This is a genomic window from Aquabacterium humicola, from assembly GCF_030167915.1.
In the GTDB taxonomy this organism is placed as follows: Bacteria; Pseudomonadota; Gammaproteobacteria; order Burkholderiales; family Burkholderiaceae_C; genus Pseudaquabacterium; species Pseudaquabacterium humicola.
Genome location: NZ_JARGNB010000008.1, coordinates 172,538 through 185,687, shown reverse-complemented (window position 1 = coordinate 185,687; position 13,150 = coordinate 172,538). Strand labels below are relative to the sequence as shown.

The 13,150-nt window shown below is 73.0% G+C and carries 13 protein-coding genes; 6 read left to right on the top strand and 7 right to left on the bottom strand.

What is annotated here, in order from left to right; all coding sequences use genetic code 11:
• Positions 1 to 7 precede the first annotated feature (7 nt).
• The 4 genes from P1K89_RS27760 (at position 8) to P1K89_RS27745 (ending at position 3,757) form a co-directional block, all read left to right on the top strand.
• Positions 8 to 814, top strand: coding sequence for a DUF429 domain-containing protein (locus P1K89_RS27760; protein ID WP_284619782.1), 807 nt, complete (start codon positions 8 to 10; stop codon positions 812 to 814).
• Positions 815 to 865: 51 nt separating this feature from the next.
• Positions 866 to 2,653 (top strand): chorismate-binding protein, encoded by a 1,788-nt coding sequence (locus tag P1K89_RS27755; protein ID WP_284619781.1) that lies wholly within the window; start codon positions 866 to 868, stop codon positions 2,651 to 2,653.
• Between the two features lie 166 nt (positions 2,654 to 2,819).
• Complete coding sequence (locus P1K89_RS27750; RefSeq protein ID WP_284619780.1) at positions 2,820 to 3,041, top strand: CsbD family protein; 222 nt, start codon at positions 2,820 to 2,822, stop codon at positions 3,039 to 3,041.
• On the top strand, positions 3,023 to 3,757 hold the full coding sequence (locus P1K89_RS27745; protein WP_284619779.1) for a phosphatase PAP2 family protein: 735 nt from the start codon (positions 3,023 to 3,025) through the stop codon (positions 3,755 to 3,757). Before P1K89_RS27750 ends, P1K89_RS27745 begins: the two co-directional genes overlap by 19 nt.
• A 10-nt stretch (positions 3,758 to 3,767) precedes the next feature.
• On the opposite strand, the gene P1K89_RS27740 is transcribed toward P1K89_RS27745, so the two are convergent.
• From P1K89_RS27740 to P1K89_RS27725, 4 genes are all read right to left on the bottom strand, one after another.
• Positions 3,768 to 3,989: a hypothetical protein gene (locus tag P1K89_RS27740; protein ID WP_284619778.1), complete on the bottom strand. Its 222-nt coding sequence runs from the start codon at positions 3,987 to 3,989 to the stop codon at positions 3,768 to 3,770.
• Positions 3,986 to 4,801 (bottom strand): sensor histidine kinase, encoded by an 816-nt coding sequence (locus tag P1K89_RS27735; RefSeq protein ID WP_284619777.1) that lies wholly within the window; start codon positions 4,799 to 4,801, stop codon positions 3,986 to 3,988. The genes P1K89_RS27740 and P1K89_RS27735 overlap by 4 nt, the downstream gene beginning before the upstream one ends.
• A 132-nt stretch (positions 4,802 to 4,933) precedes the next feature.
• A complete protein-coding gene (locus P1K89_RS27730) occupies positions 4,934 to 5,635 on the bottom strand; it encodes a VIT1/CCC1 transporter family protein (protein WP_284619776.1) in 702 nt (233 codons plus the stop codon).
• Between the two features lie 34 nt (positions 5,636 to 5,669).
• Positions 5,670 to 6,452 (bottom strand): Crp/Fnr family transcriptional regulator, encoded by a 783-nt coding sequence (locus P1K89_RS27725; RefSeq protein WP_284619775.1) that lies wholly within the window; start codon positions 6,450 to 6,452, stop codon positions 5,670 to 5,672.
• Positions 6,453 to 6,641: 189 nt separating this feature from the next.
• Between P1K89_RS27725 and P1K89_RS27720 the strand changes: the two genes are divergently transcribed.
• Complete coding sequence (locus tag P1K89_RS27720; RefSeq protein ID WP_284619774.1) at positions 6,642 to 9,203, top strand: chemotaxis protein CheB; 2,562 nt, start codon at positions 6,642 to 6,644, stop codon at positions 9,201 to 9,203.
• Between the two features lie 44 nt (positions 9,204 to 9,247).
• Positions 9,248 to 9,862: a PAS domain-containing protein gene (locus P1K89_RS27715; protein WP_284619773.1), complete on the top strand. Its 615-nt coding sequence runs from the start codon at positions 9,248 to 9,250 to the stop codon at positions 9,860 to 9,862.
• Positions 9,863 to 9,889: 27 nt separating this feature from the next.
• On the opposite strand, the gene bioF is transcribed toward P1K89_RS27715, so the two are convergent.
• From bioF to bioA, 3 genes are read right to left on the bottom strand one after another with little or no spacing between them, the layout of a single operon-like run.
• Positions 9,890 to 11,110: an 8-amino-7-oxononanoate synthase gene (bioF, locus tag P1K89_RS27710; protein WP_284619772.1), complete on the bottom strand. Its 1,221-nt coding sequence runs from the start codon at positions 11,108 to 11,110 to the stop codon at positions 9,890 to 9,892.
• Positions 11,091 to 11,798 carry a dethiobiotin synthase gene (gene bioD / locus P1K89_RS27705; RefSeq protein ID WP_284619771.1) on the bottom strand — a complete coding sequence of 236 codons (708 nt, stop codon included), beginning with the start codon at positions 11,796 to 11,798 and terminating at the stop codon, positions 11,091 to 11,093. The genes bioF and bioD overlap by 20 nt, the downstream gene beginning before the upstream one ends.
• A gap of 4 nt (positions 11,799 to 11,802) precedes the next feature.
• Positions 11,803 to 13,137 carry an adenosylmethionine--8-amino-7-oxononanoate transaminase gene (gene bioA, locus P1K89_RS27700; protein ID WP_284619770.1) on the bottom strand — a complete coding sequence of 445 codons (1,335 nt, stop codon included), beginning with the start codon at positions 13,135 to 13,137 and terminating at the stop codon, positions 11,803 to 11,805.
• Positions 13,138 to 13,150 lie beyond the last annotated feature (13 nt).

Below are 13,150 nucleotides of genomic sequence, written 5' to 3'. Positions count from 1 at the left end.
CGCCCTGATGCTGATCGGCGTCGATTTCTCCAGCACGCCGACGCAGCGCAAGCCGGTGGTCGTGGCCGTCGGCCTCGTCCGCGGCGCGGTCGTGCAACTGCAGCGGCTGGAGCGCTTCGCGACGCATGGCGCGTTCGCCGCGTGGCTCGATGCGCAGCCCGCGTGGACCGGCGGCTTCGACCTGCCGTTCGGGCTGCCGCGCGAGCTGGTCGAGACCCTCGGCTGGCCGACCGGCTGGTCCGCCTGCATCGATCATTACGCCCGAATGACGCGGCCGGCGATCCGCGAGGCCTTCGTCGCCTTCTGCGATGCGCGGCCGGTGGGCGGCAAGTTCGCGCACCGGGCCTGCGACGGGCCGGCCGGTTCCAGCCCGTCGATGAAGTGGATCAATCCGCCGGTGGCCTGGATGCTGCACGCCGGCGTGCCGCTGCTGCGCGGCGTCGGCGCCGCCTTCCCGGCGCACGAGGCCGTGGCGGCCGACGCGCCGCGCATCGCGCTGGAGGCCTACCCCGGCCTGCTCGCGCGCGAGCTGATCGGGCGGCGCCCGTACAAGAGCGACGAGGCGGCCAAGCAGACCGCCGAGCGGCTGATCGCGCGCAAGGACCTCGTCGAGGCGCTGGAGCAGGGCCGCACGCGCCTGGCGCTGCGGCTGAACCTCACGCCGGCGCAGCACGCCGCGCTGATCGACGATGCGAGCGGCGACGCGCTGGACGCCGCGCTGTGCCTGGTGCAGGCCGCCTGGGGCCAGGCCCGGCCGGGCTGGGGGCTGCCGGCGAACGTCGATCCGCTCGAAGGCTGGATCGTCTCCGCCTGAGCCTCGCGCTCAGCGGCCGCCCCGTGGCCAGGCCCTAGACTGCGCGCCCTCATGCCGTCTCCCGAAGCCCCCCTGCACGCCTTGATCGACTTCGCCGATCCGGCGCTGCACTGCGCGTTCGGCGCGCCGCTGCGCGTGCACGCGGCCCACAGGCTGGGCGACGTGCGCCACGTGCTCGACGCGGTGGCGGACGAGGCCGCGCAGGGCCGTTGGTGCGTCGGCTACCTGCGCTACGAAGCCGCGCCGGCCTTCGACCGCGCGCTGGTGACGCATCCGCACGATCCGGCCGACGGTCCGCTGGCCTGGTTCGGCGTGCACGAGACCGCGCTGCCGCTGCCCGCGCCGCTAGGCGACGGCGCACGCATCGACTGGGGCACGCTGCCGCCGCGCGCGCGCTTCGATGCCGACATCGCCGCGATCCTCGAGGCGATCGCCGCCGGCGCGCTCTACCAGGTCAACCACACCGCCACCGTGCATGGCCGGCTGCGCGAAGGGAATGCCCGCGCGCTGTTCGACGCGCTGCGCCGCGCGCAGCCGCGCGCCTTCGCCGCCTTCATCGATGCCGGCGGCGAGCAGGTCCTGTCGGCCTCGCCCGAGCTCTTCTTCCACTGGGCCGATCGCCGCCTGGAAGCGCGGCCGATGAAGGGCACGGCCGCGCGCGGCGCGACGGCGGACGAGGACGCGGCCAACGCCGCGGCGCTGCGCGCATCGGAGAAGGAACGCGCCGAGAACCTGATGATCGTCGACCTGATCCGCAACGACCTCTCGCACGTCGCCGAGCTGCACTCGGTGCGCGTGCCGCAGCTCTTCGCGCTGCAGGCCTGGCCGACGGTGTGGCAGATGAGCTCGGTGGTCGAGGCGCGCACGCGGCCCGGCATCACGCTGGCCGACGTCTTCGCCGCGCTGTTCCCCTGCGGCTCGGTGACCGGCGCGCCGAAGGTGCAGGCGATGCGTTTGATCCGCCGCCTGGAGCCGGGGCCGCGCGGGGTGTACTGCGGCGCGGTCGGTGTCGTGCAGCCCGGCGGCGCGGCGACCTTCAACGTGCCGATCCGCACCGTGCGCCTCGCCGGCGACCGCGCCAGCTGCGGCCTCGGCAGCGGCATCACCGCCGATGCGCGCGCCGACGGCGAGTGGCGCGAATGGGCGACCAAACGTGGCTTCGTCGAACGCGCGAGCGAGCCGTTCCGGTTGCTGGAGACGATGCGGCTCGAGGGCGGTGCATGGCGCGAGCGCGCGGCGCACGTCGCGCGGCTTCAGCGCGCGGCGGTGCACTTCGGCTTCGCCTTCGATGCGGCGCTCGTGCAGGCCGCGCTCGATGCGCTCGCCGCCACGCACCGCCAGGGCACATGGCGCGTGCGGCTGCTGCTGGACGTCGCCGGCACGCCATCGCTCGAAGCGTTCGCGCATGCGGACCACGCCGGCCCGCCGCCGCGCGTGCAGCTGGCCGACGCGCCGATCGCGACCAGCGAGTTCGTGCGCTTCAAGACCACGCGGCGCGCGCACTACGAGCGCTTCGCGCCGCGCGAGGCCGACGTCTTCGACACGCTGCTGTGGAACGACGCCGGCGAGCTCACCGAGTTCACCCGCGGCAACGTCTGCGTGCAGCGCGCCGACGGCACGTGGGTCACGCCGCCGCTGCGCTGCGGCCTGCTCGACGGCATCGGCCGCGCCGCGGCGCTGCGCGGCGGCCGGGTCCGCGAAGCAGTGGTGCGCTTGGATGAGCTGCCGCAGGCGCGGGCGCTCGCCTTCGTCAACAGCCTGCGCGGCTGGCTGCCGGTGACGCCGGCGTGGCCCTGGTCCGCGCACGCGGCGATGCGCGAGATCGCCTCAGACGTTTGACGGCGCGGCGTCCATCGGGACGCGTGCTGCGTTCGCTTGCGCACAGAACGATCGCCCGCGCTGCGTCCCAATGCACGGCAGTGCCCGCGCCGCCATGCACCCTCGCGGCGGCCTCGCGGGCGGACGTGGGCGCCGTGCCCATCCACCGACGCGAAGGACGCATGTCATGAACTGGGATCGCATCAAGGGGAACTGGAAGCAGGTCACGGGCAAGGTGAAGTCGGAATGGGGCAAGCTGACCGACGACGACATCGATGTCGTGGCCGGGCACCGCGAACAGCTCGCCGGCAAGATCCAGGAGCGCTACGGCCTGGCCAAGGAAGAGGTCGAGAAGCAGCTGGCCGCGTGGGAAAACAAGGCCACCGATTCGTGGTTCACGAAGCGTTGACCGGCCGCCACGCCATCGCCGAGCCGGCACCGCGATGGCGGGCGGCGTTGTCGCGACGCCTGCGCTGCCTGTTCCTGCCGAAGCTGTTCTGCATCACCGCGTTCATCGCGGTGTTCTTCGTCGCCTACTTCCGCCTGCTCCAGCACCCGACCTCCCTGGCGACGGTCATGCCGCTGACGGCGCTCGACGCGCTGATCCCCTTCCAGCCCGCGATGCTCGTGGCGTATGTGTCGCTGTGGTTCTATGTCGGCATCGCGCCGGGCCTGCTGCCGACGCTGCGCCAGCTGCGGTCCTACGCCCTCTGGGCGGCGGGCCTCGGCGTGACCGGCCTGGGCATCTTCCTCTGCTGGCCGACCGTCGTGCCGCCGCAGGCGGCCGAGCTCGCGGGCGGGTCCGCGCTGCGGCTGCTCAGAGGCATGGATGCCGCGGGCAACGCGTGCCCGTCGATGCACGTCGCGTTCGCGCTGTTCACGGCGGCGTGGATCGACCAGGTCCTGAAGGCGTCCGCGGCCCCGCTCACGCTGCGCGGCATCAACCTCGCGTGGGTCCTGGCCATCGTCTGGTCGACCGTGGCGATTCGCCAGCACGTGGTTCTCGACGTGCTGGCCGGCGCTCTCCTGGGCGCATCGTTCGCCGTGGTTTCACTGCGCCTGCGCCCGCCGGCCGACCGCGCCGGCGCGGGCCAAGGTCGCACCGAGATGGCCGTCCGGCCCTGAGGGAGACTGCTCAACGCTTGCGGTCGCCGAAGACGAGCAGCAGGCCGCCGATCACGATGGCCCCGACGCCCGCCCACACCGGCACGTTGACGGTCTCGCGCTCCTTCACCGACAACTCGATCGGCCCGAGCTTGGCCTTGTGGGTGTCCTTGGTGTAGCTGAAGCTGCCGTAGGCCAGCCCCAGCGCGCCGGCGACGATCAACACGATGGCCACGATCCGGATGCCGTTCATCTCGATTCCTCCTGTGCGACCGTCCGCGGCGGGCCTGCGAACGGGAGCGTGATCGTGAAGCAGCTGCCCAGCCCGGGTCCGGCGCTGCGCGCAATGACCTGGCCGCCGTGCGCCTGCACCAGCTCGCGCACCACCGACAGGCCGATGCCGAGTCCGGCGCCGTTGAAGCCGACGGCCGTGTCCACCTGCACGAACGGCTCGAAGACGCGGCCGAGGGCCTCCGCCGCGATGCCGATGCCGTCGTCGCAGACGCTCACCTCGACGCCGTCGGGCATCAGGGCCGCGCAGAGCACGATGCGGCCGCCGGGCGGGGTGTACTTGCACGCGTTGTCGAGCAGGTTGTCGAAGACCTGCACCAGCCGCTCCGGATCGCCGCTGAGGGGCAGCGGCCCGGCCGGCACCCGCACCTCCAGGTGCTGCGCATGGGCGGCCATGCGGGGCCGGCAGTCCGCCACGCAGCGCGCCAGGATGGTGGCCACGTCCAGCGGGCGGCACGCCAGCCGAAGCTTGCCGTTCCTGGCGCGCGAGACGTCCAGCAGGTCGCCGATCAGCCCCGACAGGTGGTCGACCTGCTGCTCGATGGTGAAGCGCAATCGGGTCAGGCGCTTGGCGTCGACCCGGGCGGCGTCGATCTGCGCCGCGGCCAGACGCAGCGGCAGCAAGCCATTGCGCAGCTCGTGCGCCACCAGCGAGAGGATGTCGACCGACGGCGCGCGCGCGCTCTCCGGTTCAGCAGCCTCCGACGGGAGGGGTCGATGCAGCACGCTGAATGCGCCGCCGCTTCGCCTGTCGTCCAACGGGAGCGATCGCATGGGACCTCCGTGCAGCACCCCAGGGTGCCCTTCGGCGCAATATGACCGCACCGCCGTCCGGCGCCTGTGCGGTGGCGAACACAGCTGCGGCCCGCAGGCGTCACCCGCGGGTCGTTCTTGCGCCGGCGCAAGCTACGCCACCGCGCCGAACAGCATCCCCGCGCCGGCGGTGACGGCCATTGCCAGCGCACCCCAGAAGGTGACGCGGGACGCGCTCGCCAGCACCCCGGCATTGCCGGCCTTGGCGGCCACCGCCCCCAGCAGCGCCAGGAACCCGAGCGAGGTGACCGACACCCAGGCCTGCAGGCCCGGCCCGCGCACGAGGGCCGTCACCCCCAGCGGCAGGGCGGCACCGACCGCAAAGCTGGCGGCGGAGGCCAGCGCGGCCTGCAGCGGGCGCGCGCTGAGCGTCTCGGAGATCCCGAGCTCGTCGCGCGCGTGCGCGCCGAGCGCGTCATGCGCCATCAGCTGGCCCGCCACCTGCGCCGCGAGCGCGGGGTCGAGGCCGCGGGCGACGTAGATGGCCGACAGCTCGCGCAGCTCGGCGTCCGGGTCCCTGTCGAGCTCGGTGCGCTCACGCGACAGGTCGGCCTTCTCGGTGTCGGCCTGCGAATGCACCGAGACGTATTCGCCGGCGGCCATCGACATCGCGCCGGCGACCAGGCCCGCGACACCGGTCACCAGGATGTTGTCGTGGCTGGCACCGGCCGCCACCACCCCCAGGACGAGGCTGGCCGTCGAGACGATGCCGTCGTTGGCGCCGAGCACCGCGGCCCGCAGCCAGCCGATCCGGTCGGTGCGGTGGCGTTCGAAATGATGGAGGGTCGATCGCATCGGTGACGGTGGCGGCCCGCGCGGCTGCGCACGCTCAGGCGTGAACGCGCCCGCGGGCGCGCCGCGGCTCGGCCGCCATGGTGTCGGTGGGCGGCGCGGGCGCTCGCCGCGGCGGTGGCAGCAGCCGGTCGTACTCGCGCCGGACCACTTCATAACACTCGCAGGCCGCGCGCTCCAGGCCGGCCCGGTCCAGGATGCGGATGTGCCCGCGGCCATACCGGATCAGGCCCGCGTCCTGCAGCTGCAGCGCCGCCTGCGTCACGCTTTCGCGGCGCACGCCGATCAGGGTGCCCAGGGTTTCCTGCGTCAGGTCGAGCGTGTCGCTGACGCTGCGGTCGTGCGTCATCAGCAGGCAGCGGCAGAGCTGCTGGCCGATGGTGTGGTGGCGGTTGCACACGCTGGTCTGGGCGGTCTGGGTGATCTGCGCCTGCAGGCCGCGCAGCAGCAGCCGGGTGACGTCGGCGCTGCGGGTGAACTCTTCGCTGATCGCCTGCGCACCGATCCGGAACCCTTCGCCGGCACGGCGCACGACGGCCCGGCCGCACGTCGATTCGCCGCCGAGCAGCAGCGCCGCGCCGACCAGGCCCTCGCGACCGACGACGGCGGTTTCGGTCGACGCGCCATCGGCCTCGATGTACATCAGCGAGACGATGGCCGTGGTCGGAAAGTAGGCGTGGGACGGCGCGACACCCGCGTCGTACAGGACCTGGTCGCGGCGCAGCATGACCGGTTCCAGCCGGGCCAGCCAGCGCTCGCGGTCGGCCTGCGGCAGCGCAGCGAGCAGGCGGTTCCCCTGCACGTCGGCGGTCATGGTCATGGCAGTCTCCCTGGAACCGGTCAGGCCTGCGTCCTTGTACCGCCGGCCAGCGCGGGCTGACTGATTTTGATCAGTCGCGGCGCTTTCCGGCCCAACCCCTCTGCTGCCATGGGGGTCGAGGCCAGCTCGCTGGTCCGTCGCATCGGTGCGCCCGACCTGGGCGGCGCGGTTTGGGTCCCATACTCGCGCATGGGCAGTCCAGCGAACGGCGGCCGGCAGGGCGCCGGCGCCGAATCTCCCCGCATCGTCGGTCTCGGCGCGTCTGCCGGCGGGCTGGAGCCGCTGGAGCTGTTCCTGGCCCAGGTGCCGGCCGCCAGCGGGCTCGCGTACATCGTCGTGCAGCACATGGACCCGACGCACAAGGCGATGCTCGGCGAACTGCTGCAGCGGGCGACGCCGATGCCCGTGCGCGAGGCCACGCAGGCCCTGCGCATCGAGCCGGACCGGGTGTACGTGATTCCGCCGAATGCCGAGCTCACCGTCGCCGGCGGCCTGCTTCAGCTGGCCGACCCGATGCAACCGCGCGGCATGCGGCTGCCGGTCGATGTGCTGTTCGCCTCGCTCGCGCGCGACCAGGGCGAGCGGGCCATCGGCGTGGTGCTGTCCGGCATGGGCTCCGACGGGACCCTGGGCCTGCAGGCGATCAAGACGCAGGGTGGCCTGACCCTGGCGCAGCAGCCCGAGACGGCCCAGTTCGACTCGATGCCAAGCAAGGCCATCGCCGCCGGCTGCGTGGACATCGTCGCCCCCGCCGGCGAGCTGCCCGGGCGCATCCTGGGCGTGGTCGGGTTGGGCATCCCGGCAACGACCCGGCCGGCGGACGGCGAGGCCTCCGACCACGCCCCGCTGGCCACGATCCTCGGGCTGCTGCACCAGCGCAGCAAGCGCGACCTGACGTCCTACAAGTCCAGCACCCTGGTCCGGCGCATCGAACGCCGCATGGCCGTGCACGGCCTGGCCACGATGGCCGACTACGAGGCGTTCCTGCGCGAGAACCCGCAGGAGCTCGACCTGCTGTTCAAGGAACTGCTGATCGGCGTGACGTCCTTCTTCCGCGACGCGGCCGCGTGGAAGGAGCTCGGCGACATCGCGCTGCCCCAGCTGCTGGAGCGCCGTGCCGCCGAGGACCGCCCCTTGCGCGCCTGGGTGGCAGGTTGTTCGACCGGCGAGGAGGCCTATTCGCTGGCGATGGTGTTCAAGGAGGCCGCCGAATCGCAGCCCGAGCACCGCCACCGCACGCTGCAGATCTTTGCCACCGACCTCAGCGCCGATGCCATCGCCGTGGCCCGGCGGGGCGTTTATCCGGCGTCGATCGCCAACGACGTGTCGCCCGAGCGCCTGGAGCGCTTCTTCAGCGCGCGCGAGGGCGAATTCCTGGTCGACAAGGGCCTGCGCGAGATGGTGCTGTTCGCGCAGCACGACGTGATCCTCGATCCGCCCTTCACGCGGCTGGACATCCTGTCGTGCCGCAACCTGCTGATCTACTTCGGCCCGCCGCTGCAGCAGCGGCTGATGCCGCTCTTCCACTACTGCCTGAACCCGGGCGGCCTGCTGCTGCTCGGCAGCTCGGAGACGATCGGGCGCTCGCAGGCCCTGTTCAGGCCCGTGCAGCCCAAGGCGCGGCTGTACTGGCGCAGCGACAATGGCCTGGGCGCCAACGCGCTGCACTTCCCCGTCCATCGCCGCTCACCGCTGCCCACGAAGGCGCAGGAGTCCGACGTGCCCCTCTCGAGCGCCCCTCCCACGAACCTGCAGGCGCTCGCCGACGAGCTGCTGCTGCAGGCGTACTCGCCGCCGGCCGTGCTGGTCAACGACAGCGGCGACATCGTCTACATCAGCGGGCGCACGGGCAAGTACCTCGAGCCGGCCGCAGGCAAGGCCAACTGGAACATCCACGTCATGGCGCGCCCGGGCATCCGGGCGCAGCTGGCGGTGGCCCTGCGCACCGCCCTGCACGAGAACAGGGTCGTCGAGCTGCACGGCCTGCGGCTCGAAGGACAGGCGCAGGCCGAGGTGGTGGACGTGACCGTGCAGGGGCTCCAGGAGCCCAAGGCGCTCAGGGGCATGGCGATGATCGTCTTTCGCGACGTGCCCGCGTCGCCGCCGGCGCGCCGGCGACGCAAAGGCGCGGCGGGCGCGAGCGACCCCGCGCTCGACAACGCGCTGATCCGCGCCCAGGAGGAGATCCGCGCGCTGCGCCAGGAGATGCACGCGTCGCAGGAGGAGCTGCAGGCCGCGAACGAGGAGCTGCAGTCGACCAACGAGGAGCTGCAGTCGGCCAACGAGGAGCTGACCACCTCCAAGGAGGAAGCGCAGTCGATGAACGAGGAACTGCAGACGATCAACAACGAGCTGCAGTCCAAGCTCGACGATCTCGCGCTGGCCCAGAGCGACATGCAGAACCTGCTGAACAGCACCGACATCGCCACGCTGTTCCTGGACAACGACCTCAACGTGCGCCGCTTCACCGACCGCACCACCCGCGTCATCCACCTGCGCGAGGGCGACATCGGCCGGCCGCTCAGCGACCTGGCCACCACGCTGATCTATCCGCAGCTCTGCGCCGACGCGAAGGAGACGCTGCGCACGCTGGCGTTCTCGGAGAAGGAGATCACCACCAACGACGGGCGCTGGTACTCCGTGCGCATCATGCCCTACCGCACCCTGGCCAACGTGATCCAGGGCGCGGTGATCACCTTCGTCGACATCACGACCGCGAAGGAACTCGAGTCGCGCCTGCGCAAGGCGTAGAGTCGGCATCGGCCGGCGCCCTGGCGCCGAGCGAGACCACGCCCATGCCGAAGACTCCTCCAACAGCGGCTCCGCCGGACCTGCGCGAGCGCGCCGTTTCCCGGCTGACCGGCGATGGCCGGAACGCGCACGGCAGCGCGTCGCAGGCCCTGGCCGTGCTCTACGAGCTGGCCTCGTCGCCGTCGACGGCGGCCGACGCGCTCGCCCTGCTGCACGAACTGCAGGTGCACCAGGTCGAGCTCGACCTGCAGACGGAGGAATTGCGGGGCGCGCGCTCGGAGCTGGAGGCGGCGCTGAGCCGGCAGATCCAGCTGTACGAGTCGGCGCCGGTCGGCTGCTTCACCATCGATGCCGGCGGTGCGCTGCTCGAGCTCAACCTGACCGGCGCCGCGCTGCTGGGCGGCGAGCGCGACGGCTTGCTCGGGCAGTCGCTGTACGCCTTCCTCGCGCCTGACAGTGCCCTCGCGCTGCGCGCCGCGCTGACGCCCGCGAGCGAGGGCCGCCCCGCGCCCCGCGCGCTGCGGCTGACGCGGAACGGGGAAGCGCCGCGTGCGGTCTACGCGACGGTGGCCGCCGACCCGGCCAGCCGGGCCTTCCTGGTCGCCTGGATGGACGCCGGCCCGGACGACCGGGCGCCGGCCCGCGCGCCGAACCGCTGATCCGGACCCCCGCTGCGCCGCCTGATCTCAGGCGGGCAGGCCGCGGCCGCGCAGCGCGGGGCTGCGCGCGATGGTGTGCAGCGCCTCGGCGAGCCGGTCGACGTCCTCGTCGCGGTGCACCGCGCTCAAGGTGATGCGCAGCCGCGCGCTGCCCTCGGGCACCGTCGGCGGGCGGATCGCCGGCACCCAGAGGCCGCGTTCGCGCAAGGCCTCCATCACCGCCAGCGCCTCGCGGTTGCCGCCGATCACCAGCGGCTGGATCGGCGTCGGCGACTCGGTGAGCGACCACGGCAGGCCGGCGAGGCCGTTCTTCAGGCGCGCGATCAGCGAGCGCAGCCGCTCGCGCCGCCAGTCCTCGGCCTCGGCGAGCCTCAGGCTCGCGCGCAGGGCCTGCGCCAGCGGCGCCGGCGCGGCGGTGGCGAAGATGTAGCTGCGGGTCTTCTGCAGCAGCCACTCGATCAGCGTCTCGTCGCCGGCGACGAACGCGCCGGCCACCCCGAGCGCCTTGCCGAGCGTGGCCATGTAGAGCACGCGGCGCGAGGCGGCCGCGCCGGTGAGTCCCGCCGCCGCGAGCGCGCCGCGCCCCTGCGGGCCCAGCACGCCGAAGCCGTGCGCATCGTCGATCAGCAGCAGCGCATCGTGGCGCTCGCACAGCGCGAGGAGCGCACGCAGGTCGGCGACGTCGCCGTCCATGCTGAACACCGCGTCGCTGATCACCAGCTGCCGGCGCGCGGGCTTCGCGGCCAGCGCCGCGTCCAGCGCAGCGAGGTCGGCATGCGGGTAGCGGTGGATGCTCGCGCGGGCGAGCCGCGCGCCGTCGATCAGGCAGGCATGGTTCAGCGCGTCCGAATGCAGCGCGTCGCCGGCGCCGACCAGCGCCGGCACGATGCCGATGTTGGTGCCGTACCCGGCGTAGAAGTACAGCGCGCGCGGCAGGCCGGTGAAGGCCGCGAGCTCCCGCTCCAGTTCGGCGTTGGCGACCGAATGGCCGCTGACCAGCGGCGACGCGCCCGAGCCGACGCCTGCCTCGCGCGCGCCCGCGCACAGCGCGTCGACCAGCGCCGGATGCCCGGCGAGCCCCAGGTAGTCGTTGCTGCAGAACGCCAGCAGTTCTTCGCCGTCGACGATCAGCCGCGTGCTGCTGGCCTCGGCCGGCGCCGCCGGCTGCACTACGCGGCGGCGGCGGCGCAGGCCGGCGGCATCGAGCTCGGCCAGGCGGGTGTCGAAGTCATCGAGCCAGGAAGTCATCGATCTGGGTCTCGTCGAGTGGCAGGGGGCGGGCGGCGGGCGCACCGTCCGGCCGATGGGGCACGTCGGCCCACAGCGGCGCGGGCAGGCGGCGGCGCAAGGTCGCGACGTTCTCATCGCCGCACAGCATGTCCGGGTCGATCCGGTTGGCAACCCAGCCGGCGAGCACCAGGCCGCGCGCGGCGATGGCCTCGGCGGTCAGCAGCGCGTGGTTCAGGCAGCCCAGGCGCATGCCGACCACCAGCAGCAGCGGCAGGCCGAGCGCGACGGCCAGGTCACCGCCGGTGGCCGTGTCGGACAGCGGCACCAGCAGGCCACCGGCCCCTTCGACGACCACCACGTCGGCCTGCGCGGCCAGCGCGTGATAACTCGCGATCAGCGCGTCGAGCTCGATGCGCCGGCCGGCCCGTTCGGCCGCCAGGTGCGGCGACAGCGGCTCGGGCAGCAGCACCGGGTTGTCCAGCGCCGCGGGCACGGTGATCGTCGACGCGGCCCGCAGCGCCAGCGCGTCCTCGCTGGCCCAGCCGTCGCCCGCAATGCCGGGATGCGGGATCGCGCCGGCGGCCACCGGCTTCATGCCGACCACCCGCGCGCGCCGGCGCGCGAACGCGCGCAGCAGGCCGGCCGCGACCAGCGTCTTGCCGACACCGGTGTCGGTGCCGACGACGAAGAGTCCGCGGGCCGTCATCGCCTCAGCTTTCGGCCAGCGTCGCGTCGAGCGCCGCCAGCGAGCCGCGCGCGAGGTGCTCGATGCCCTCGTCGTCGATCACGTACGGCGGCATCGCGTACATCGTCGCGCCGATCGGCCGCAGCAGCAGGCCGTGCTCCAGCGCGTGGCGGTGGTAGCGGCGCGAGAAGTCGGCCGGTGCATCGGCGACGTCCCAGGCCCACACCATGCCCAGGCGCCGCGCATGGCGCACGCGCGCATGCGCGTTCAACGGCGCGAAGGCGGCATCGAGGCGTTGCGCGGTCTGCACGTTGCGCTCCAGCGCCTGCGTCGATTCGAAGAGGTCCAGCACCGCCAGCGCCGCGCGGCAGGCGAGCGGGTTGCCGGTGTAGGAATGCGAGTGCAGGAAGCCGCGCGCGACGTGATCGTCGTAGAAGGCCTCGTAGACCGCGTCGGTGCACAGCACGGCCGACAAGGGCAGCGTGCCGCCGGTGAGGCCCTTGGACAGGCAGATCAGGTCCGGGCGGATGCCGGCCTGCTGGTGCGCGAACAGCGTGCCGGTGCGGCCGAAGCCGGTGGCGATCTCGTCGACCACCAGGTGCACTTCGTAGCGATCGCACAGGGCGCGCGCCCGGCGCAGGTACTCGGGGTGATGCATGGCCATGCCGGCGGCGCACTGGATCAAGGGCTCGACGATCAGCGCGGCGGTGTCGGCATGGTGCTCGTCGAGCCAGGTTTCCAGCACCGCGGCCGCGCGCAGCGCGACGTCGCGCGCGGTCTCGCCAGGCTCGGCCCCGCGTGCATCGGGACTCGCCACCGTCGCCGCCAGCCGCACCAGCGGGGCATAGGCTTCGCGGAACAGCGCGATGTCGGTGACCGCCAGCGCGCCGACGGTCTCGCCGTGGTAGCCCCCGGCCAGCCCGACGAAGCGGCACTTGCCCGGCCGCCCGCGGTTGCGCCAGTGGTGCGCGCTCATCTTCAGCGCGATCTCGGTGGCCGACGCCCCGTCGCTGCCGTAGAACGCGTGACCCAGGCCGGTCAATGCGCCCAGGCGCTCGGACAGCTCGACCACCGGCGCATGCGTGCAGCCGGCCAGCATCACATGGTCCAGCGTGTGCAACTGCTCGACCAGCGCGTCGCGGATGGCCGGGTGGTTGTGGCCGAAGAGGTTGACCCACCATGAGCTGAGACCATCCAGGACCCGCCGGCCTTCGTGGTCGAAGAGCCACGCGCCCTCCGCGCGCGCGACCGGCAGCAGCGGCTGGCCTTGTTCGTGCAGCTTCATCTGCGTGCAGGGGTGCCACACCGCACGCAGGCTGCGCGCGCGCCATTCGGCGTTGGGGCCGCGGTCGTGATTCATGCGATGACGGGGC